The organism is Microbacterium sp. CJ77 (genome assembly GCF_002911615.1).
Taxonomy (GTDB): Bacteria; Actinomycetota; Actinomycetes; order Actinomycetales; family Microbacteriaceae; genus Microbacterium.
In genome coordinates this window covers 465,535-486,838 of the sequence record NZ_PQBR01000025.1, presented here as the reverse complement: position 1 = coordinate 486,838, position 21,304 = coordinate 465,535, and the positions used below count along the sequence as shown (strand labels likewise).

Here is a 21,304-nt window from a genome sequence, read left to right as displayed (position 1 = left end):
CCCAGACTAGCCGCGGCGTCCGACGCATCCCATCGGCGCACAACACTCCGGATGACTTGTCTATTCGGCTCCGCGGAGGTCCGTTCGGCCCCGCCGAGGCCGAATGTTCCGGAATGTTGTCCGCGCCGGGGCCGCACACCGGCGCGACGCCCTGCCGACCGTGGATTACAGCAGGGGTTCGATACGGGCTCGCACGCGCGCGGCGAGCTCGTCGGCGGTAAGGGTCGCGTCGAGCACGAGGAACCTCCCCGGCTCGGCCGAGGCCAGATCGAGGAAGGCGGTGCGTACGCGGGTGTGAAAGTCTTCGCGCTCGGCCTCGAGCCGATCGAACGGCTTGTCATCGGCGTCGAGTCGGGCTCGCGCGGCAGCCGGATCGAGGTCGAGCAGAATCGTCACGTCGGGCAGTTGCCCGCCCGTCGCCCACAGCGAGAGGTCCCGCACCTCGGTGGCGTCGAGCACTCGTCCGGCGCCCTGATACGCGACGGATGAATCGAGGTAGCGATCCTGCACGACCACGTCGCCGCGCTCGAGCGCCGGAAGCACCAGCGTCTGGACGTGCTGAGCACGGTCGGCCGCGTAGAGCAGCGCCTCGGCGCGCGGCGCCACCTCGCCCCGGTGGTGCAGCACGATGTCGCGGATCAGCACACCGACCTCGGTGCCGCCGGGCTCGCGCGTGCGGACGACGTTGCGACCGGATGCCTCGAGCCACTCCTGCAGCAGGGCGGCCTGCGTCGTCTTTCCGGCGCCGTCGCCGCCCTCGAGCGTGACCCACAGGCCCGGGCGCCGGGTTACCGCAGCGCCCCCGGCATCCGTCATCACTTCTTCTTGGCCGGCGCCTTGCGGGCGGCGGGCTTGCGAGCGGTGCGCTTGGGCGCGGGACCCTTCGCCCGCTTGTCGGCGAGGATCTGCACGGCACGTTCGAAGTCGATGTCTTCGACGCTCTCACCGCGCGGGATGGTCGCGTTCGTCTCGCCGTCGGTCACATAGGCGCCGAAGCGGCCGTCGCGGATGCGGATCGGCTTGCCGCTGACCGGGTCCGCCTCGAATTCCTTGAGCGCACTCGACGGGCGGCGGGCGCCGTACTTCGGCAGGGCGTACACGGCGAGCGCGCCGGGCAGGTCGATGTCGAAGATCTGCTGCTCGTTCTCGAGCGAACGCGAGTCCGTGCCCTTCTTCAGGTACGGTCCGTACCGGCCGTTCTGCGCCGTGATGACCTCGCCCGATTCGGGGTCGGTGCCGACCGTGCGGGGCAGTTCGAGCAGGCGCAGGGCCGTCTCGAGGTCGATCGTGTCGACCGACATGCTCTTGAACAGCGAGGCGGTGCGGGGCTTGGGCGCGACCTCTTTCTTCGCGCCGCGCTTCTTCGGTGCGGGGGCGTCGACGATCTCGCCGGTCGCCTCGTCCACGCCGGCGGGTTCTTCGGGCTCGAGCTCCTGCACGTAGGGGCCGTAGCGGCCGTCCTTGACGACGATGAGCTTGTGCGTCTCGGGGTGCTCGCCGAGCACACGATCCCCGGCGACGGGTGCCTCGATGAGCTCCTGCGCCTTGGCGGGGGTGAGTTCGTCGGGCGCGAGATCCTCCGGCACATTCACGCGGCGCGGGTCCGCCTCCGGGTTGGCGGGGTCGACGACCTCGAGGTAGGGGCCGTACTTGCCGATGCGGAGCGTCACGCCCTCCGATACCGGGCGCGAGTTGAGTTCGCGGGCATCGATCTCGCCGAGGTTGTCGACGATGTTGCGCAGCCCCGCGTGATCCTCGGATCCGAAGTAGAACTCGCGCAGCCACGACACCCGGCCCTGCTCGCCGCGGGCGATCGCGTCGAGGTCGTCCTCGAGTGCGGCCGTGAAGTCGTAGTCGATCAGGTCGGGGAAGTTCTCCTCCAGCAGCCGCACGACGCTGAAGGCGATCCAGCTCGGCACGAGGGCCTGGCCGCGCTTGGTGACGTACCCGCGGTCGAGGATCGTGTCGATGATGCTCGCGAAGGTCGACGGGCGCCCGATCCCCTTCTCCTCCAGCGCCTTGACGAGGGATGCCTCGGTGTAGCGCGGCTTCGGGGTGGTCTGGTGGCCCTTGGGCTCGACCTCGGTGACCTGCAGCGCGTCGCCGACGGCGACCTGCGGCAGCGACTGGTCGTCGGCCTTGTCGGCGTCGCCGCGCTTCTCGTCCCGGCCTTCTTCGTATGCCTCGAGGAATCCCTTGAAGGTGTAAACGGTGCCGGATGCGGTGAACTCGACGCGGCGCTCACCCGCTGCGACCTCGAGGGTCACGGTGGTGGTCTCGTACTTGGCGTCGGCCATCTGGCTCGCGACGGTGCGCTTCCAGATCAGGTCGTACAGGCGCTGTTCGTCGCGATCGAGCGATCCACTCAGCGACGCAGGGGTGCGGAAGTGCTCGCCCGAAGGACGGATCGCCTCGTGCGCCTCTTGGGCGTTCTTGCTCTTGCTCTTGTAGACGCGGGGGTTGAGGGGCACGGCCGCCGAGCCGTACAGCTGCACGGCCTGCTCGCGCGCGGCCTGGATCGCCTGCGTACCCAGCGACACCGAGTCGGTTCGCATGTAGGTGATGTAACCCTTTTCGTACAGCCGCTGAGCGACGCTCATGGCGTGCTTCGCGCTCATCGAGAGCTTGCGACCGGCCTCCTGCTGCATCGTCGAGGTCGTGAAAGGGGCGTACGGGCTGCGCGTACCGGGCTTGGCCTCGACGCGGGTGACGGATGCCTCCCCCGCCGTCTGCACGTCGGTTGCGAGTTGGCGGGCCGCGGCCTCGTCGAGCACGACCACGGCCTTCTTCAGCTGACCCTTGTCATCGAAGTCGGTTCCGCGCGCGATGGCCGCGCCGTCGATGCGGACGAGTTTGACGCCGAAGGCGGAGGCATCCTTCTCTACCTGAGCCTCGATGTCCCAGTAGTTGGCGCCGACGAAGGCGATGCGCTCGCGCTCGCGGTCGACGACGAGGCGCGTGGCGGCGGACTGGACGCGGCCGGCCGAGAGGGCGGCGCCGTTGCTGCCGGAGCCGATCTTGCGCCAGAGCACGGGCGAGACGTCCCAGCCGTACAGACGGTCGAGGATGCGGCGGGTCTCTTGCGCGTCGACGAGGTCGTGGTCGAGCTCGCGCGTCTTCTCGACGGCGGCCTGGATCGCGTCTTTGGTGATCTCGTGGAACACCATGCGCTTGACCGGGACCTTCGGCTTGAGCGTTTCGAGCAGGTGCCACGCGATGGCTTCGCCCTCGCGGTCCTCATCAGTGGCCAACAGGAGTTCGTCGGCACCCTTGAGCGCTCGCTTGAGTTCGGCGACGGTCTTCTTGCCGCGGTCGCTCTCGACGTAAAAGGGGGCGAAGTCGTTCTCGATGTCGATCGAGTACTTACCGACCGAGGTCTTCTTCAGGTCGGCGGGGATGTCCTTCTTGTCGGCGAGATCACGGATGTGTCCGACAGACGACAACACTTCGTAGTCGTCACCGAGGTACGACTGGATCGACTTCATCTTCGTCGGAGACTCGACGATGACGAGCTTCTTGCTGGTGGCCACGGGGGTCCTTTCTCCGATGCACACCATACACACCGCACACTGTGAGCCGGGTCGGGACGGCGCGCCGCGTGATTGCGCGGGTGTGACGCCGCGGCGCGGTTGTGGCCCTGAGCGGCGCACGAGCGGAGCCCTGTGCGGCGCTCCAGCGGTACGGGTCCGAGCTCCCTCGCTGGGCGGTCTGCGCCTCGGTCGATCCGGGTCGGCTCGGCCGCTCAGACCCGCGCTGCTACCCCGAATCGACCGAGCCGCGGGGCGGCCCAGCGCGGGCACGCGCCGTCGCCGCCAATCCCGCGAAAGACACCTCGACGGTCACGAAGGCCTCGAGATCCTCCGCCTCGCAGGCTGCCAATCGAGCGCCGGATGCCTCGGCCACCTCCGTCGCGCGTTCGCACGGCTCCCCCGACAGGGCACCCGAAACGGTGTCCGCCGCGGCGATCGCGGCGTTATCGGCCGCGCCCGCCGCCCGCCGCGCCGCCACCGCGGCCCCGCCGGTTGCGGCGAGTCCGATCGTGAGCGTCGAGCACACGACGATCGAACCGACGACGAGGATCGCACCGGGCATCAGCGACCGCCCGCGGCAGCGCAGGCTCGCGCCGTGACATCCAGTCCCGTCGCGCCCAGTCCCAGAACCGCAACGGGCGAGGTCAGCGTGACGCACACGAGCCCGTCGCCCTCGTCGACCCGCACGGCGGCACCACCCGCGAGCCGCCCGACGAGGACATCGGCGGGCTGCGGTTCTCCGCGTGCAATGAGGCGCGCAGCATCCGCCGCCGCACCCTGCAAGCGCACCGTCTGGACCCCGGCGGCGAGTGCGCCGGCACCGACCAGGATGAGGAGCAGCGCAGCAGGAAGTGTCACCGCGAACTCCGCCGCCACCGAACCCTGATCACCGAGCGGCGCCCGGCGAGAATCCCGGCGACGCAGCACCCTCATGCCACCGTCAGCGCCCGGCGGACCAGATCGGTGAGGATTCCGCGCACCTCGTCGCTACGCATGATGACGACGAGCAGCCCCGCGAAGGCGACGGCCGCCATCGTGGCGATCGCGTACTCGGCGGTGGCGGCTCCGGTGTCGTCCTCGAGCAGCTTCCGACGAGCGGAACGGACGGCTCGGGGGCTGAAGTGATCTTTCATGATGTACCTCTCTATACGTGTCTGTACGTGGTCGGATCGAACGAACGGGCCCGTGTCGGGGCCGCAGGGGGTGCTTTCCCTGGCACTCGTCGCGGTGACGGCTCGCCGCGAGCGAAAACACGTGCCATGCGAGCAGTGCGGTGACTCCTTCCTCTACAGGGTCGGCAGGTCGGTGGTGCCGAGGATCGAGAGCAGGAGCGGCGCGACCGCGAGCAGCAGGAACGACGGGAGCGTGCAGATACCGAGGGGCAGCAGCAGACGCGTCCCGAGCTTCGATGCACGCAGCCGCCCGTCGACGCGGGCGCGGTGACGGGCGCTCGCCGATTCGGCGCGGAGCAACTCGACCGCGGGAACACCCGCCGAGCGAGAGAGGTCCAGCACGTCTCGCACCGCTGCCGGGATGTCCGGCTGCACCTCGCCGCGCCCCGGATCGACTGCGGCCCGCGCGCGCCCGACATGGACGGCGGCGGCGTCGATCGACACCCCGCCGCTCAACGCGATCGCGAACAGCTCCGCATCGATCCCGGGCAATCCCGGCTCAGGGTAGGCAGTCCGGATGAGCTTCGCCGTCCACACCCGCGCCGCCACGACGAGCGCTGATCCGGCCGCGAGACAGGCGATCCCGCGGGGATCGGCGAACAGGATTCCCACCGTGTCGAACCCCAGAGCTACCCCCATCAGCAGCCCGACGCCGGGTAGCCAGAGCATCAGTCGTGCCGTCGCGGCGGGTTCGGCCAGCGCGACGGTCACGTCATCCCGCGCCTCGGCGGAGTCCCTCAGCCCGTGGGCGAAGGAGCGGAGGGCCTCGGCGAGCGCTGCTCCCACCGCGGACGCCAACGCCCACGCGATCGCGAGTTCGCGCCACGATTCCCCGCGGGCGGCGATCGCCGCAACCTCGGGCACATCGCGCTCGAGATCGGCGAGGACGGCTGCGGCGGACGCATCCCTCTCAGCGAGATGTCGCCAGACGGCATGCGGAGCGACGCCCGCCTGCAGCAGGACGGCGGCGCGACGAGCGACATCCGAGACCACGGCCGCGTCGACAACGGGCGCGCCATGCTCCCGGCGAGTCATGAACGCCACGGCACCTGCTCCACGATCGCCAGCCGCCCGTCCTCCACGGCCAATCGCCCCGCGCCCACCAGGGCACGAGTGCCATCAGCCGCCCTCGCGACATGCACCACGGCCCCGATGGCGCTGACCGCCTGCCGCGCCAACGCCAGATCATCGAGCCCCGCGAGCGCTCCGAGCGCCTCGAGCCGGGCCGGGACCTCGCGCAGTCCGCTCGCGTGAACCGTGCCCGCGCCGCCGTCGTGGCCCGTGTTCAGCGCGGCGAGCAGCTCGCGCACCTCGTCGCCCCGGCACTCCCCCAGCACGAGCCGATCCGGGCGCATCCTGAGCGCCTCGCGGACCAGCCGCGCCAGCCCCACGCCGCCTGCCCCTTCGAGGTTCGGCTGCCGCGCCTCGAGCGCAACGTGGTGCGGGTGGGCGATCGTGAGCTCGGCGACGTCCTCGATCGTCACGATGCGATCGGATGCCGGGGCCTCGGCGAGCAGCGCCGCGAGCAACGTCGTCTTGCCGCTTCCCGCCGCGCCGGTCACGAGCACGTTGATGCGATCCGTGACGAGCGATCGCAACCACCCGATCGAGCCCGGATGCGCGCGGAACATCCCGCGCCGCTCCAGGTCATCGAGCCTCGGCCGGACGACCCGCGGGATCCGGATCGACACCGTGGTGCCGCCCGTCGAGATCGGCGGCAGCACCGCGTGGATCCGCATCCCGGACGTCAACCGTACGTCGACGCACGGACTCGCCTCGTCGATGTGCCGCCCGCCGAGCCCGATGAGCCGGAGTGCGAGCTCGCGCACCGCGTCCTCATCGGCCCGCCACAGCGGGTCGCGCACCGCCCCCGCGCCCCGGTCTACCCACAGCCCGCGCGAACCGTTGACGAAGACATCCGTCACCGCCGGATCGTCCAGATACGCGGCCAGCGGAGCGAGCGGCGCCGGATGCTCGACGGCCGCGGGCGCCTCGGCCACCGCCTCCGCGGGCGCCGGTCGGGCGGACGCACCATCGGGCACCACCCCGACCCCGAAGCCGAGGCTGGATCCGAAACCGACGCTCGACCCGCGACCACCATTCTCGAACGCCGGCACGAAGCCATCCGCCCGGCCGCGCGGAGCGGCCGGGGCCAGATCATCGCCCGCCCGCTCTCCCCGAGCCGGCGCTCCCCGCGCTGGCTCACCTCCAACCGAGTCGCCCCGCAGGAGTTCGCCCCACGCAGGAAGACCTCGCACGGATCCGTCCCTCCACGGGCGGACGACGACGTCCGGCGGCGGCGCGGGAACGAAGGGAGGGGGCATGCGACGAGATTAGGAATTTCTCGCCGACCGACCCCGCGTCGCAACGGGGTTCTGAGGACTCCTCGCTGACCACCCTGCTGGGGAGGACGGGCGCCGAAGCGCGAGGCAGAATGAAGAAGGCGGCATCCCGTGGGGGGAACGGGATGCCGCCGTGCGACGTCCGCACAAGGGGACGTCGCGATGCCAGAATCGAATGTTCGGCCGCGAAAAGCATACGCACAGAATTCGTCAGCGCCGACCAATTCGGGCAGATCAGGCGGTATATCAGTTGCCGCTCACCCGGAAGCACCCAACGGCACCCGACTGCCGAGCCACTGACTTTCGGCGGTAGTCTCGCCGCCGAAAACGCCGGTACATTCTCAGAGACGATCCCCCGGCGTTCCCGAGCGCCCGAGGCGACACGCACAAAGGAGCGCGCATTCATGTCCAGCGAGATCGACCACCTGCTCAACGAGACGCGGCACTTCGCCCCGCCGGAGGGGTTCGCCGACGCGACCCTCGCAGCGGCCCTGTACGAGCGTGCCGCCGAAGACCGCGAGGGCTTCTGGGCCGACCAGGCACGCGACCTGCTGCACTGGTCGAAGCCGTTCACGCGCACGCTCGACTGGACGAACCCTCCTTTCGCGAAGTGGTTCGACGACGGTGAGTTGAACGTCGCCTACAACTGCCTCGACCGCCACGTCGAGGCCGGCAACGGCGACCGCGTCGCGCTGCACTGGGAGGGCGAGCCCGGAGATTCCCGCAGCATCACCTACGCCGAGCTCACGGACGAGGTCAAGCGCGTCGCGAACGTCCTGACGGATCTCGGAGTCGTGGCGGGCGACCGCGTCGCGATCTACCTGCCGATGATCCCCGAGGCCGTCGCATCGATGCTCGCCGTCGCGCGCCTCGGCGCCATTCACTCCGTCATCTTCGGCGGATTCTCGGCGGACAGCCTGCGTTCCCGCATCGACGACGCCGGCGCGAAGGTCGTGATCACCGCGGATGGCGGCTACCGCAAGGGCAAGGTCTCGCCCCTCAAGCCCGCCGTCGACATGGCGTTGGCCGACCGCAACGGGTCCGGTGTGCAGGCGAGCGTCGAGCACGTTCTGGTGGTGCGGCGCGGCGAGAACGACGTCGAGTGGACCGAGGGACGCGACGTGTGGTGGCACGACGCCGTGCCCGAGGCATCCGTCGATCACGAGGCGCAGCCCTTCCCCGCCGAGAACCCCCTGTTCATCCTCTACACGTCGGGCACGACGGGTAAGCCGAAGGGCATCCTGCACACGTCGGGCGGATACCTCACCCAGGCCGCCTTCACGCACCGCAACGTCTTCGACCTGCGCCCCGAGACGGATGTCTACTGGTGCACGGCCGATATCGGGTGGATCACCGGGCACTCGTACGTCGCGTACGGCCCCCTCGCCAACGGAGCGACGCAGGTCCTCTACGAGGGCACGCCCGACACCCCGCACCCGGGTCGATGGTGGGAGATCATCCAGAAGTACGGCGTGAGCATCTTCTACACGGCGCCCACAGCCATCCGCTCGTTCATGAAGCTCGGTCGCGCGATTCCGCAGAAGTTCGACCTGTCGAGCCTGCGCGTGCTCGGCTCGGTGGGCGAACCCATCAACCCCGAGGCATGGATGTGGTACCGCGAGGTGATCGGTGCGAGCAAGGCGCCGATCGTCGACACCTGGTGGCAGACCGAGACGGGCGCGATCATGATCTCGGCCCTGCCTGCCGTGACGACGACCAAACCCGGCAGTGCACAGGTGCCGATCCCGGGTATCTCGATCGACGTCGTCGACGACGCGGGCGAGCACGTCGGCACCGGCAACGGCGGCCTGCTCGTCGCGACCGAACCCTGGCCGAGCATGCTGCGCGGCATCTGGGGCGACCCCGACCGCTACGTCGAGACGTACTGGGAGAAGTTCGCCGACAAGGGCTTCTACTTCGCGGGCGACGGCGCGCGGCTCGACGACGACGGCGACATCTGGCTGCTCGGCCGGGTGGACGACGTCATGAACGTCTCGGGCCATCGGCTCTCGACGGCGGAGATCGAATCGTCGCTCGTGGCACACGAGGCCACGGCCGAGGCGGCCGTGGTCGGGGCATCCGACGAGACGACCGGCCAGGCCGTCGTCGCGTTCGTGATCATCAAGCAGAGCTACCTCGACAAGCACTCCCCCGACGGTCTCGCACAGGGCCTGCGCGCCTGGGTGGGCGAGCAGATCGGCCCCATCGCGCGTCCGCGAGACGTCTACATCGTCGCCGAGCTGCCCAAGACCCGCTCCGGCAAGATCATGCGGCGCCTGCTGCGCGACGTCGCGGAGGGCCGGGATGTCGGGGACACCACGACGCTCGCCGACACGATGGTGATGAGCGTGATCAGCGCGCAGGTGCGCTGATCCGCGGGTCGCGTCGGGTCAGCCCCCGGCGCGACTCTCCCACGCCAAGGTCACGAGATGCGGCGCAGCTGCGACCCGACGATCACGAAGAATGCGCCGAGCGCGGCCACGAGTGCGCTCACCCCGTACGCGAGCACGGAGGTCATGAGCGCCGTCCGCAGCGATGCCGCCGTCGCGAGCGACGCGCTCTGACCGCGCAGCTTGCCCTCCTCGTCGCTGCCCTTCTCGACGTGACGGAGCGCCTCGCTGATGTCGGCGAACGTCCGCCCCCCGGCGCCGCGCTCGGCGTTGCCCTTGATCACGACAGCCTCGACGTAGGCGGTGACCGGGTCCTGCACGGGCTTGCCCGCCAGAATCGGCGCGTTGCCGGGCACCGAGATCTTCTCGGCGCGCAGCTGCTTCGTCACGGCGAGCCAGGCACCCGAGCCCGCCACCGCGAGCAACGTGCCCGCCGCGACCGTGAGTCCACCGACGCGGCGCAGTGCGGAAAGCGGAGGGAGGGATGCCATGGGGAGTCCTTTCGGGCGCGGATGTCTCTACGCATCCTGACACGCGAAGCGGTTGCCGCGCTCAGCGGGTGACGTCCGCCAGGTACGCAATCGTCGCGGCGAGCGCGTCGCGCGCCTCGGGCAGATCCAGGTGGAACTGGTATTCGTGCGGCAGGGCGGGAACGTGCTGCGCGGGCCAGAAGAGCTCCGTGACATCCACTCCGACATCGCGCAGACGCTGCGACATCGGGATCGACTGCAGCCACGTCAGCCCGTCGCCGTTGCCACCCGAGATGTAGGTCGGCGGGAAGTCGTCGGTGACCCACTCGATCGTCGACATCGTCGCGCCCTCGTACGACGCCGACCAGTTCTTCGTGCCCGTGTACGCCCAGAGCGCGACCTTGAACCCCCACGCCGCGATGCCGTCGAGCTCGGCCATCGCGGGCAGGCTGTACACCCCGCAGTTGAGGATCGCACCGACCAGCTGATCGGGTTGCAGCGCCGGGTCCACGCCCATGATGGCGGCGTACCGCGGGTTCGTCATCAGCACAGCGAGCTGGCTGGCGATCTGTCCACCCGCGGAGTCCCCGGCGAGGACGATACGGGATGCGTCGACGCCCAACTCCTGCGCATTCGCGTCGATGTACGCCAGTGCGTCGTTCAGCTGAGTGATCGCGATCGGATAAGCGCCCTCGGGACCGAGCGTGTAGTTCACGCCGATCGTCGTGTACCCCTCGTTCGCGAGGATGCGCAGGTAGGGCGCCACGTCGGCCTTCGAGCCCGAGATCCACGCCCCGCCGTGCACCCACACCACGGTCGGCAGCACCTCTCCCTCGGCGGCCGGGGTGAAGACATCCATCGTCGTATCGGACCCGCCAGGGGCGTATGCGACATCGAGCAGCTCGCGCAGGGGTGTGTCGGGAACGTAGGGCTCCATCTCGGCGAGCGTGGCCGCTCCCCCGCGCTCGAACACCGAACGGATGACCATAGCCGACGGCCACGGCGTGACGGACGTGACGATGCTGATCACCACCAGGATCGCGATGATCGGGATGCCTATCCAGAGCAGGACCCGCACCCACCTGTGCCGGGGCCTGTGACGGGCCGAGTGTTCGGGGCCGACCTCGTTCTGCCGTGTCACGTGCTCCACCATGTGCGCCTCCGGCGCCAGTGTGGCACAGCCCACGCGACGGATCCGGGAGGCGCGGGCCCGCTACAGGGAGCGGCGAGGAGCGTCAACCCCCGGCATCCGTTCACGCGGTTGACACACCGCGCTGCGATGATCGACGAATGAAGCGAGACGTCGGCGCACACATGACGCTCACGGTCACCGAACCGGCCGAGCTGATCTTCTCGATGGCGGTCGCGGCGGGCGCCGACCTGGCATCGGAGCGGTTGCTCGTGAGCGTGAACGGCGCCGCCATCGAGCCCGAAGAACTCGTCGACTCGCACGGCACGCGCCTCCACCGTGTCGAGGTCGGCGCGGGCGATCTCGAGGCGAGCTACACGGCGACGATCCTCGGACGGACGCCCGAGGAACAGCTCGTTCCGACCGATCTGATCCGGTACCTGCGCCCGAGCCGCTACTGCGAGTCGGACACGCTCGCGCCGACCGCGGCCGCGGAGTTCCCGGGGCTCGAGGGCGTCGACCTGCTCGACGCGGTGAGCTCATGGGTGGGCACGCGCCTGTGGTACGTGAGCGGATCGAGCCTGCCGACCGACGGAGCGGTGCGCACCTTGCTCGCCCGCCAGGGGGTGTGCCGCGATTACGCGCACCTGTGCGTGGCCCTGCTGCGCGCCCGGAACGTGCCGGCCCGGCTCGTGTCGGTCTACGCCCCGGGCCTCGCCCCGATGGACTTCCACGCCGTCGCAGAGGCCTATGTCGACGGAGCCTGGCACGTCGTGGATGCCACGACGCTCGCCCCGCGCAGCAGCATGGTGCGCATCGCGACCGGGCGCGACGCATCCGACACCGCGTTCCTGACCACGCAGCGCGGGCGCGTCGACTTCCGTTCGCTCGAGGTCACCGCGGTGGTGGACGAACTGCCGCGCGACGACGTGACGGCCCTGGTGCGCCTGGGCTGAACGCCCGCGCTGGCCGGATCCCGGTCGAGTCACGCTTCGGCCACGGATCGCGACATCGGCTGCATCGATCGACGCAGCGGAAGTGTCGCACTGGCGCCGAAACGTGAGACCAGGCACGCTGGACCCATGCGCAAGTGGATCGTGCGGTTCGTCTCGCTGTACCTGTTCAACCTCGTCGTGCTCTGGCTGATCGGGTTGCTGCTCGCCTCGGTGTCGGTCGGCTGGGCCGCGTTCTGGGGCTCGATCGTGCTCACCGCGGCGACGCTGTGGATCAAGCCCCTGATCACGAAGTGGTTCCAGGGTATGGCGGCGCGCTCGGCGAACCAGCGCACGAAGGTCGGCGAGAAGCTCACGCAGTACGTTCTCGTGTTGATCGTGGCCGTGATCGTATGGGTGCTGGTCGTGCTCCTCACGTCGGTGCACGTCCAGGGCTGGTTCTCGGGTTGGGTGGTGCCGCCGATCGCCCTGCTGATCGCCTGGGCGATCTACGACGCGATCGACGACCGCGTCGAGAAGCACGCCGCACGCGTGTATGACTCCGCCTCGGCGAAGCTCGGGCGCGCGCCGAAGTCTGGCGGGACGACGGATGCCTCGGTCACGCCGGGCGCGGACGCATCCGCTCGCCGCGAACTCAAGGACGGCCTGACCGACGAGCAGCGTCGCATGCTCGACGAGCTCGGCTGACGCGCCGCCGGACACCGCCCGCCCGCCCGAGCACGGCGAAACACCCCGGGCGGGACGAGACACCCCAGACACAGGGTGTTTCGCGACGCCAGGGGTGTTTCGGTCGGAATAGCGGATGCCCCGGGCAGACCGGGCCCGCGGGGTCAGGCGATCGAGCGCTCCGCGGCCTCGACCACGTTCGTCATGAGCAGCGCGACGGTCATCGGGCCGACGCCACCGGGGTTCGGTGAGAGCCATCCGGCGACCTCGGCGACAGCCGGGTCGACATCGCCGTACACGGCCGACTTGCCCGTCTCGGGGTCGGGCTCGCCGCGCGTGACGCCCACGTCGAGCACCGCAGCACCGGGCTTGACGTCCTCCGCACGCACGAGGTGCTTGACGCCCGCGGCCGCGACCACGACATCCGCCTGACGGATGAACGACGGGATGTCCGGGGTTCCGGTGTGGGTCAGCGTCACGGTCGCGTTGACCTCGCGCCGCGTCAGCAACAGGCCGATCGAGCGCCCGATCGTCACACCGCGGCCGACGACGACGACGTGCTTGCCCGCCAGGTCGTAGCCGCTGCGGCGCAGCAGCTCGATGACCGCACGCGGGGTGCAGGGCAGGGGTGACGTGATCTCGCCGTTGACGTTCAGCACGAGACGGCCGAGGTTGGTCGGGTGCAGGCCGTCGGCATCCTTGTCCGGATCGATCCGCTCGAGGATCGCATCGGTGTCGAGGTGCTTCGGCAGCGGCAGCTGCACGATGTAGCCGTGGCAGGCCGGGTCTGCGTTGAGACGATCGATGACCTCCTCGACGTCCTGCTGGGTCGCGTCGGCGGGCAACTCGATCTGGATCGAGTTCATGCCGATCGCCTCGGACTGACGGTGCTTCATACCGACGTACAGCTGCGAACCCGGATCCGCGCCGACCAGCACGGTCGCGATTCCGGGGTTGACCCCGCGCGCCTTGAGCGCCGCCACCCTCTCGGTCAGCTCGGCCTTGATCGCCGCCGCTGTCGCCTTGCCGTCCAGCTTCTTCGCCGTCATCGTCTCTCCCGTCGGTCGTCCGCGCTTCTTCGCTGCGGGACTGCGCTGTATCCGACCGGGGCCCGGGGGCCGGCCGAAATACCTATGTCGATAGTTATTCTAGGGCCCTGAGCGGCGCGCTCACCAGGGCAGAAGACGCAACGGCCGTGGTGTGGGGCGCACAGAATTCCGGAGAGGCCTGCGAACGAGCACCCACGGCCACCGTCGAAGCCGCGGAAACACGGGGAACCGCGGCGCGGCGCCGCACATTCATCCGGAATGTTGACCGCCGGCCGCGACCGGCCAGGCCCGGGCGGGGCCCGGTTACTGCTCGAGGCCCGGGTACAGCGGGAACGCCGCCGTCAGCGCCGCGACGCGCGTGCGCAGCGCCGCGACGTCGGCGTCCGGCAGCAGGGCCTGCGCGATGATGTCCGCGACCTCGGTGAACTCCGCGTCGCCGAACCCGCGGGTCGCGAGCGCCGGAGTACCGATGCGCAGACCCGAGGTCACCATGGGCGGGCGCGGGTCGTTCGGCACCGAGTTGCGGTTGACCGTGATGTGGATCTCGTGCAGCAGGTCCTCGGCCTGCATCCCGTCGATCTGGGCGTTGCGCAGGTCGACGAGCACGAGGTGGACGTCGGTTCCGCCCGAGCGGACGCTGATGCCCGCGGCCGAGACATCCGGCTGCGTCAGACGCTCGGCCAGGATGTGCGCGCCGCGGACGGTGCGCTCCTGGCGGTCGCGGAACGCGGGGGTCGCGGCGAGCTTGAACGCCGTCGCCTTGGCCGCGATCACGTGCATGAGCGGTCCGCCCTGCTGACCCGGGAACACCGCCGTGTTGATCTTCTTCGCCAGGTCGGGATCGTTCGTCAGGATGAATCCCGAGCGCGGTCCGCCGATCGTCTTGTGCACCGTGGACGACACGACATGCGCGTGCGGGAACGGCGAGGGGTGCAGGCCCGCGGCGACGAGCCCCGCGAAGTGCGCCATATCGACCCACAGGTACGCGCCGACCTCATCGGCGATCTCGCGGAACCGAGCGAAGTCGAGCTGGCGCGGGTACGCCGACCAGCCCGCGATGATCACCTTCGGCTTGTGCTCGACGGCGAGCGCGCGGACCTCGTCCATGTCGATGAGGGATGTCTCGGCGTCGACGCCGTACGCGACGATGTCGAACAGGCGGCCCGAGAAGTTGATCTTCATGCCGTGCGTCAGGTGTCCGCCGTGGTCGAGCGAGAGGCCGAGCAGCGTGTCGCCGGGGCGCGCGATCGCGTGCAGCACGGCGGCGTTCGCGGTCGCCCCCGAGTGCGGCTGGACGTTCGCGAATGCCGCGCCGAACAGGCTCTTGGCGCGCTCGATCGCGAGCTCTTCGGCGACGTCGACCTCTTCGCATCCGCCGTAGTAGCGGCGTCCCGGGTATCCCTCGGCGTACTTGTTCGTCAGCACCGAGCCCTGCGACTCGAGCACCGAGACGGGCACGAAGTTCTCGGATGCGATCATCTCGAGGTAACCGCGCTGGCGGTCGAGCTCGCGCTGCAGGACCTGCGCGATCTCGGGATCGACTTCGGAGAGCGGGGCGTTGAAGAGCGGATCGATCACAGCAACCTCCAGGACGACGGCATCGGCAGAAATTCCGCATCGGCCCAGGCGAGCGGTCGAATGCCGTAGTCAGTCGCTCCCCGGTGGTCACCCACCCGAACGCCAGTCGCGACACCGCGAGTCTAGCGGATGCCCCGTCGTCAGCCCTGCGGTTTAACGAAGCATCCGACATCGAGATGAGGCGGGGGGCGGTTCGGATCAGCCTCCCCCCGGATGACTCTCCGAAACCGCGCCCCGCGGCTGCGACGCTCGGCGCCGCAGCGACTTCGCTCCTTCCCCCCGGAATGAAGCGAAGCGCGTCTCTCACCCAAGAGATGCGATGCCCGGCAGTTCATTACGCGACTTCGCGATCTTTTTCCGGGGCGTCCGCAAACCGGCCCCGAGATGGCCCCGAACGTCGCCCGCGCGGCGCGACAGACGCCCACCGTCTGCTCTCGTCACGGCGGCGGGTGAGAATGGAGAGAACCGCGTCATAGATCATCCAGACGTGCGTCTCTTCCATGAGACGCACGTGACGGATTCGGGGACCGACGGGGCCGACATGACGAATGCAGGGGAATCGGTATGGAGAGCGACGACGTCGACACGACGCCGACGAGCGAGGCTGATGCGGATCTCGTGCTGCGCGCCCGGTCGGGGGACCGCGGCGCCTACGCCGAGCTCTGGCGACGCCACTACCGTTCCGGCATCACCGTCGCGCGGTCGATCACGAGTTCGCTCGACGCCGATGACCTCGTCCAAGAGGCCTACGCCCGGATCTATCAGTCCATCCGCAGGGGCGGCGGCCCCACGGGCTCGTTCCGCGCGTATCTGTTCACCAGCATCCGCAACACGGCCGCGGGCTGGGGACGAGCGCGTCAGGAAACGGCGATCGACGAGATCGACGCGATGGAAGACCCCGCGTCGACCGACGAGGCGACGGCGGATGCGCTCGATCGCGGGCTGACGCATCGCGCGTTCCGCAGCCTGCCCACCCGTTGGCAAGAAGTGCTCTGGTACTCCGAAATCGAGGGGATGAAGCCCGCCGAGATCGCACCCCTCCTCGGGCTCAAACCGGCAGCTGTCGCGCAGCTCGCGTTCCGTGCGCGCGAGGGGCTTCGCGAGGCCTGGATCCAGGCGCACCTGCAGAGCGTCGCAGACGACTCGGACTGCCAGTGGACGATCGAACGGCTCGGTGCCTACGCTCGCGGCAACCTCGGTCCCCGCGACACGCGTCGGGTGGACGACCACCTGCACGAATGCTCGCGCTGCACGATCGTGGCGGCCGAGGCGAAGGATGTCTCGTCCCGCCTCGCCCTGGTGTTGCTCCCCCTGACCATCGGCATCGCTGGCGCCACGAGCTATCTCGCGACGTTGCAGGGCGGAAGCGCGCCGGTCATCGCGCTCGCGGCCATGCCTTCGGCCATCACCCCCGGAGCGGTGGCGGTCGGGAGCGGAAGCGTCGGTGCGGGCACGAGCGCCGCGGGTGGCGTCGGCGCGCCGGGTGCGGGCGCGGGCTCGTCGGCGGCATCCGCGGCGGGCGCCGGGTCGTCAGCGGCTGGCGTCGCCGCCGGCGCGGCAGCAACGAGTGCGGGGGGAATCTTCTCCGGGGCCGGGCTCGCCGTCGCCATCGCGGTGGGAACACTCGTGACCGCGGGAACCGTCATCGTGGTCACGGTGGGGCCCTCGATCTTCGCCCCCGCCTCGGATACGGGGGCCGCCGGGCGCGGCGCGCCCGAACCGCCGGCGACGGATGCCGTGGCCCCCTCGACCGCGGCACCCGGATCCGGCCCGTCACCGTCCGCGCTCCCGTCAACCGAGACGGTCGTTCCCCTGACGTCGTCTCCCGCACCGGAAGACGTCTCCGCCGCACCACGCGTGGCGCCCCCTCGCGAGAGTCGGCCCCGGCCGACGGCCCCCGATGCAGCACCGCCCCCCGCTCCCGTCGCGCCAAGCATCCCCGCGAAACCGGTCGACCCCGTCGATCCCGTCGACCCGGTCGACCCCGTCGACCCCGTCGACCCCGTCGACCCCGTCGACCCCGTCGACCCGGTAGACCCGGTAGACCCGGACCAGCCGACGCTCCCCGCGGGCGGACCCACGGCATTCGCCATCACGGGCCGGATGGACGTCGAGAGCTTCGACTACGGACTCGATATCGAAGTGCTCGGCCAAGAAGGCGCCGTCCTGTCGATCGACATCGGCTCGGTCACGCGAGCCACGCTCCTGCTCGGACCGGACACCGGGCACCTGTACGTTCCGTTGAATCCTCTCGAGTACTACTTCTCCCCCATGACCGTCCGTTACGCCCCGGCGTCCGGGGCACCGATCGAGGTCGCGGGTTCGTCTCCCCGGGCCTGGGATCGGTCGTACTAGCCGCCGCTCGTAGACTGGAACGATGACCGACTCGTCCGCGCTCGACGGCGCACCTCAGCCGACAGCGACCCCGCCAGCGGGGCGTGCGCCGGGGATGGTCGAACGGCCCGGGGTCATCGATGTCGTGCGACTGCTGACCGAGCTCGTCGCATTCGGAACGCTCGCCCTGTGGGGCTTCCTCGCATTCGCCTTCCCCTGGAACCTCGTCTTCGGCATCGGCGCGCCCCTCTTCGCGATCCTCGTCTGGGCGCTCTTCCTCTCTCCCCGCGCCGTCGTCGCCGTGCATCCGTTCGTCGCGGCGTTCATCGAGCTGTTGATCTTCGTGAGCGCGACCCTCGCGTGGTGGAGTGTCGGGCAGCCCTGGATCGGCCTCGCCTTCGGTGTGGTGGCCGTCACGACCGGACTCGTCGTCGGACGACGACGCTTCGCGTGACATCCGGTCCCGACGTGTCCACCGACGCCCGCACGGAACGCGCAGAACCCACGGCTGACGACGTCGTCGCCCTCTTGAGCGCCGAGCTTCCGGGACGGGTCGACACGACGGATGCCTCGCTCGAGGCCGCCCGCGCCGACAAATCCGGTCACCGCACGGCCGGCCGACCGCTCGCCGTCGTTCACGCGCGATCCGTCGACGACGTGCAACGCACCATGCGTATCGCGACCGCGACGCGCACACCCGTCGTGACCCGCGGAGCAGGCACGGGCCTTGCCGGCGCCGCGATGGGCGGACCCGGCGAGATCGTGCTGTCGATGCGGTCGATGGACGCGATCCTCGAGGTGCGCCCCGACGACCTGCTCGCCGTGGTCGAGCCCGGAATCATCAATGCCGATCTCAACGCGGCACTCGCCGCGCACGACCTGTGGTGGGCCCCCGATCCTGCGAGCCGGGCGATCTCGACGGTGGGCGGCAACATCGCGACGGGTGCCGGCGGACTGCTCTGCGCCAAGTACGGCGTCGTCCGTGACGCAGTGCTGGGCGTGGATATCGTGCTCGCGGACGGACGCCTGCTGCGTCTCGGGCACCGCACCGTGAAGGGGGTGACGGGACTCGACCTCACCTCCCTCGTCATCGGCTCGGAGGGCACGCTCGGGGTCGTCGTCGGTGCGACCCTCAAGCTCCGCCGACTCGTGCCCGGCGACGTCTGCACGATCGCCGCGACCTTCCGCGACGTGCAGTCCGCAGCACGCGCGTCCGCAGCGGTGACGGCATCGGGCGTGCAACCCGCGATCATGGAGCTCATGGACGCGACGAGCCTCGCATCCACGCATTCGTATCTCGGCATACCGGCACCGACGCCCGGCGCCGCGCAACTGATCGTGCAGACCGACGGGCCGGCCGCGGGAGCCGAAGCCGAGGTCATCGGCGCAACGCTCGCGGCGAACGGCGGCACCGTCCGGGTGTCGCGCGACCGGGCCGAGGGTGAGCGACTGCTCACGATCCGGCGCTCGATGCATCCGGCGATGGAGGCACGCGGCAAGACGACGCTGATCGAGGATGTCTCGGTTCCCCGCAGTGCGCTCGCGGCCATGTTCGGCGAGATCGCCCGCATCGAACGCGAGTACGACGTGACGATCCCGACGGTCGCGCACGCGGGCGATGGCAACCTGCATCCGAACTTCACGTTCGACGGAGAAGAGGTGCCCGATCACATCTGGGCGGCCGCGGATGCTCTCTTCCGTGCTGCTCTGGCGCTGGACGGCACGCTCACCGGCGAGCACGGCATCGGTACCCTCAAGCGACGCTGGCTGGCCGACGAGCTCGGCGACGATCAGTGGGCCCTGCAGCGTGATATCGCGCGGGTGTTCGATCCGCTCGGCATCCTGAATCCGGGCAAGGTCTTCGCCCCCTGAGCCCGGCGGGTCCCAAGGGCACCGCGTCAGCCGTTCAGGACCGCCTCGATCTGCAGGTCGGCCGCTGCCGCGAGCGCCGCGATGTCCCCGCCGATCGCGATCTGGCCCATGAGCTCCTCGAGCACACCGGATGCCTCGACCTCGGCCCACCTCGGCGACGCGGGCGTGAGTCGGGCGCTGCCCGCGACCGCGGCGAACGCGACCGCCGCGGGAGAATCACCGAGCGCCGGGGCGAGCGATGTCTTGGCGGGAACCAGGCCGCTTTCGCCGTAGAGCATCTGAAACTCGTCGCTCAGCATGATCTTCAGCGCACTCCTCGCGAGTCCCGGATGCTCGGACGCGGCCGAGATGCCGATGTTCGATCCGTCCGCCAGAACCGGGGCGGTTCCGCCCTCCCGGCCCGGCAGCGCGTACACGAACGGGGAGGGCTGCGGGGTCGCCGACTCGCACGCGCTCGCGAGTTCGAGGGCCCGGGCCGGTGCCGAGAACTGGATGGCCCGCTTCTCGCAGTAGGCGACCCAGGGTTCGGCGTTGTCGCCGTCCCGCGGGGCGAGCGAGGCGTTGATCATCAAGTCCTGCACCTGAAGCAGCCCGGCCACCGAGGGATCCGAGCTCAGTTGCGCGTCCCACACGCCCCCCTGGTCCACCGCGACCTCACCGCCGTGCGCCCAGATGAAGGGCAGCGCGCTCTGCCAGTCGCGGCCGGCGAAGTACAGGCCGGAGGTGCCGGGGTTGGCCGCCGTCAGGGTCTTGGCCGTCGTCACGAACTCGTCGAGCGTCGCGGGCGCCGCCCCCACGAGCGCTGGGTCGGCGAACACGGCGCGGGCCTTCGCGAAGAGCGGCGGAGCGAAGAATGCCCCATCGTGGGTTCCCGCGACGACCTGGCCGGGGAGCAGATCATCGCCCCCGAGCGCGTCGTAGTCGTCCGTGAGGTCGAGCAGCGCGCCGCTCGAGGTGAAGGCAGGGGCCAGTGCGGCGCCGAACTCGACGATGTCGGGGCCATCCGCGCTCGACAGGCCAGCGGCCAGTGTGTCGACGAGCCCGTCCCTCGTCTGTTCTTCGATCAGGATGGTCGAACCCGGGTACTCGTCCGCGAATGTCTCGATCAGGTAGTCGCGCGCCTCTTGCGGTGTCTCGGTACCGACGAGCCAGACGCGAATCTCGGCGGATTCGCCGTCCGCCGTGCAACCCGCGAGGACGAGGGCCGACACCCCGAGCAGGGCGACGGCTCCGAGCGACTTCATCATGGCGTTCCTTCGCGTTGGCGGGACACCCATAGGCTAGGGGCTTCACCGAGGGGAAACCTGTCATGAATCGACGCCTGATCACACTCGCGCTTGCCGCGACAGCACTGCTCGGACTCACCGCGTGCACGGGTGGCGGCGGCGAGGCCCCCGACGGCGTCCCGTCCTCGAGCGAATCCGCGTCCGGCGGCGGCGCCTCGGCAGCGCAGACCGTGGAAGAGGCGTGCGCCTCGGTGAACGACACGATCCAGAGCGTGTCGGACGATTTCGCGGGCGTGACGGCCGAGAACCCCGCCGACGCGGCCGCCGCGTTCCAGGCCGCGGCCGATGCCCTCGGCGAAGCGAGCACACAGGTCGAAAACGCCGAGGTCGCCGCGCTGCTGCCCGACATCCAGACCGTTTTCGAGACCGCCGGAGAGGCGATGGCTGCCCTCGCCCAGGGCGATGCGTCGAAGGTCGCCGAACTGCAGAAGCTCGGAACCGAACTGCAGGACAGCTTCACCTCGTTCCAGCAACTCTGCCTGCAGTAGGAGAAAGCCCCCGCAGAGCGCGGTAGGGAGTCGTTGCGCCTTCGT

19 protein-coding genes and 1 riboswitch are annotated in these 21,304 nt (G+C 70.0%); of the genes, 7 read left to right on the top strand and 12 right to left on the bottom strand.

What is annotated here, in order from left to right; genetic code table 11:
- Positions 1–165: 165 nt before the first annotated feature.
- The 7 genes from tmk to C2868_RS17020 form a co-directional block, all read right to left on the bottom strand.
- Positions 166–816 (bottom strand): dTMP kinase, encoded by a 651-nt coding sequence (gene tmk / locus C2868_RS17050; RefSeq protein ID WP_051514201.1) that lies wholly within the window; start codon positions 814–816, stop codon positions 166–168.
- A complete protein-coding gene (gene topA / locus C2868_RS17045) occupies positions 816–3,530 on the bottom strand; it encodes a type I DNA topoisomerase (protein ID WP_036301768.1) in 2,715 nt (904 codons plus the stop codon). The genes tmk and topA overlap by 1 nt, the downstream gene beginning before the upstream one ends.
- A 226-nt stretch (positions 3,531–3,756) precedes the next feature.
- Complete coding sequence (locus tag C2868_RS17040) at positions 3,757–4,092, bottom strand: Rv3654c family TadE-like protein (RefSeq protein ID WP_103663572.1); 336 nt, start codon at positions 4,090–4,092, stop codon at positions 3,757–3,759.
- Entirely contained in the window at positions 4,092–4,388 is a 297-nt protein-coding gene (locus C2868_RS17035) for a TadE family type IV pilus minor pilin (RefSeq protein WP_258034469.1), read from the bottom strand. Before C2868_RS17035 ends, C2868_RS17040 begins: the two co-directional genes overlap by 1 nt.
- Before the next feature lie 71 nt (positions 4,389–4,459).
- Positions 4,460–4,663, bottom strand: coding sequence for a DUF4244 domain-containing protein (locus tag C2868_RS17030; protein ID WP_103663570.1), 204 nt, complete (start codon positions 4,661–4,663; stop codon positions 4,460–4,462).
- A 153-nt stretch (positions 4,664–4,816) separates the two neighbouring features.
- Positions 4,817–5,737, bottom strand: coding sequence for a type II secretion system F family protein (locus C2868_RS17025; protein ID WP_103663583.1), 921 nt, complete (start codon positions 5,735–5,737; stop codon positions 4,817–4,819).
- A complete protein-coding gene (locus C2868_RS17020) occupies positions 5,734–7,026 on the bottom strand; it encodes a TadA family conjugal transfer-associated ATPase (protein WP_103663569.1) in 1,293 nt (430 codons plus the stop codon). Before C2868_RS17020 ends, C2868_RS17025 begins: the two co-directional genes overlap by 4 nt.
- A gap of 422 nt (positions 7,027–7,448) precedes the next feature.
- On the opposite strand from C2868_RS17020, the gene acs reads away from it, so the two are divergent.
- The gene (gene acs, locus C2868_RS17015) at positions 7,449–9,416 is read left to right on the top strand and encodes an acetate--CoA ligase (protein ID WP_103663568.1); all 1,968 of its coding nucleotides are present in this window, start codon (positions 7,449–7,451) and stop codon (positions 9,414–9,416) included.
- A 50-nt stretch (positions 9,417–9,466) separates the two neighbouring features.
- On the opposite strand, the gene C2868_RS17010 is transcribed toward acs, so the two are convergent.
- Entirely contained in the window at positions 9,467–9,925 is a 459-nt protein-coding gene (locus tag C2868_RS17010) for a hypothetical protein (protein ID WP_100810043.1), read from the bottom strand.
- Between the two features lie 61 nt (positions 9,926–9,986).
- Entirely contained in the window at positions 9,987–11,057 is a 1,071-nt protein-coding gene (locus C2868_RS17005; RefSeq protein WP_100810042.1) for an alpha/beta hydrolase, read from the bottom strand.
- A 137-nt stretch (positions 11,058–11,194) separates the two neighbouring features.
- Here C2868_RS17005 and C2868_RS17000 point away from each other — a divergent pair, with 137 nt between their 5' ends.
- Entirely contained in the window at positions 11,195–11,989 is a 795-nt protein-coding gene (locus tag C2868_RS17000; protein WP_100810041.1) for a transglutaminase family protein, read from the top strand.
- Between the two features lie 126 nt (positions 11,990–12,115).
- Positions 12,116–12,673, top strand: coding sequence for a hypothetical protein (locus tag C2868_RS16995; RefSeq protein ID WP_100810040.1), 558 nt, complete (start codon positions 12,116–12,118; stop codon positions 12,671–12,673).
- Positions 12,674–12,816: 143 nt separating this feature from the next.
- On the opposite strand, the gene C2868_RS16990 is transcribed toward C2868_RS16995, so the two are convergent.
- Entirely contained in the window at positions 12,817–13,701 is an 885-nt protein-coding gene (locus tag C2868_RS16990; RefSeq protein ID WP_100810039.1) for a bifunctional methylenetetrahydrofolate dehydrogenase/methenyltetrahydrofolate cyclohydrolase, read from the bottom strand.
- A gap of 303 nt (positions 13,702–14,004) precedes the next feature.
- Positions 14,005–15,279 carry a serine hydroxymethyltransferase gene (gene glyA / locus C2868_RS16985; RefSeq protein WP_100810038.1) on the bottom strand — a complete coding sequence of 425 codons (1,275 nt, stop codon included), beginning with the start codon at positions 15,277–15,279 and terminating at the stop codon, positions 14,005–14,007.
- Positions 15,280–15,314: 35 nt separating this feature from the next.
- A riboswitch (ZMP/ZTP riboswitch) is annotated at positions 15,315–15,399 on the bottom strand.
- Positions 15,400–15,843: 444 nt separating this feature from the next.
- Here glyA and C2868_RS16980 point away from each other — a divergent pair.
- The 3 genes from C2868_RS16980 to C2868_RS16970 are packed head-to-tail and all read left to right on the top strand — an operon-like array spanning position 15,844 to position 19,485.
- Complete coding sequence (locus tag C2868_RS16980; protein ID WP_100810037.1) at positions 15,844–17,634, top strand: sigma-70 family RNA polymerase sigma factor; 1,791 nt, start codon at positions 15,844–15,846, stop codon at positions 17,632–17,634.
- Positions 17,635–17,656: 22 nt separating this feature from the next.
- Positions 17,657–18,067, top strand: a complete 411-nt coding sequence (locus C2868_RS16975; RefSeq protein ID WP_100810036.1) for a YrdB family protein — start codon at positions 17,657–17,659, stop codon at positions 18,065–18,067.
- Between the two features lie 14 nt (positions 18,068–18,081).
- Complete coding sequence (locus C2868_RS16970; protein ID WP_100810104.1) at positions 18,082–19,485, top strand: FAD-linked oxidase C-terminal domain-containing protein; 1,404 nt, start codon at positions 18,082–18,084, stop codon at positions 19,483–19,485.
- A gap of 26 nt (positions 19,486–19,511) precedes the next feature.
- Here C2868_RS16970 and C2868_RS16965 read toward each other — a convergent pair whose 3' ends face one another.
- Positions 19,512–20,732 carry an extracellular solute-binding protein gene (locus tag C2868_RS16965; RefSeq protein WP_100810035.1) on the bottom strand — a complete coding sequence of 407 codons (1,221 nt, stop codon included), beginning with the start codon at positions 20,730–20,732 and terminating at the stop codon, positions 19,512–19,514.
- A 62-nt stretch (positions 20,733–20,794) separates the two neighbouring features.
- Between C2868_RS16965 and C2868_RS16960 the strand changes: the two genes are divergently transcribed.
- Complete coding sequence (locus tag C2868_RS16960) at positions 20,795–21,259, top strand: hypothetical protein (protein ID WP_100810034.1); 465 nt, start codon at positions 20,795–20,797, stop codon at positions 21,257–21,259.
- Positions 21,260–21,304: the final 45 nt, after the last annotated feature.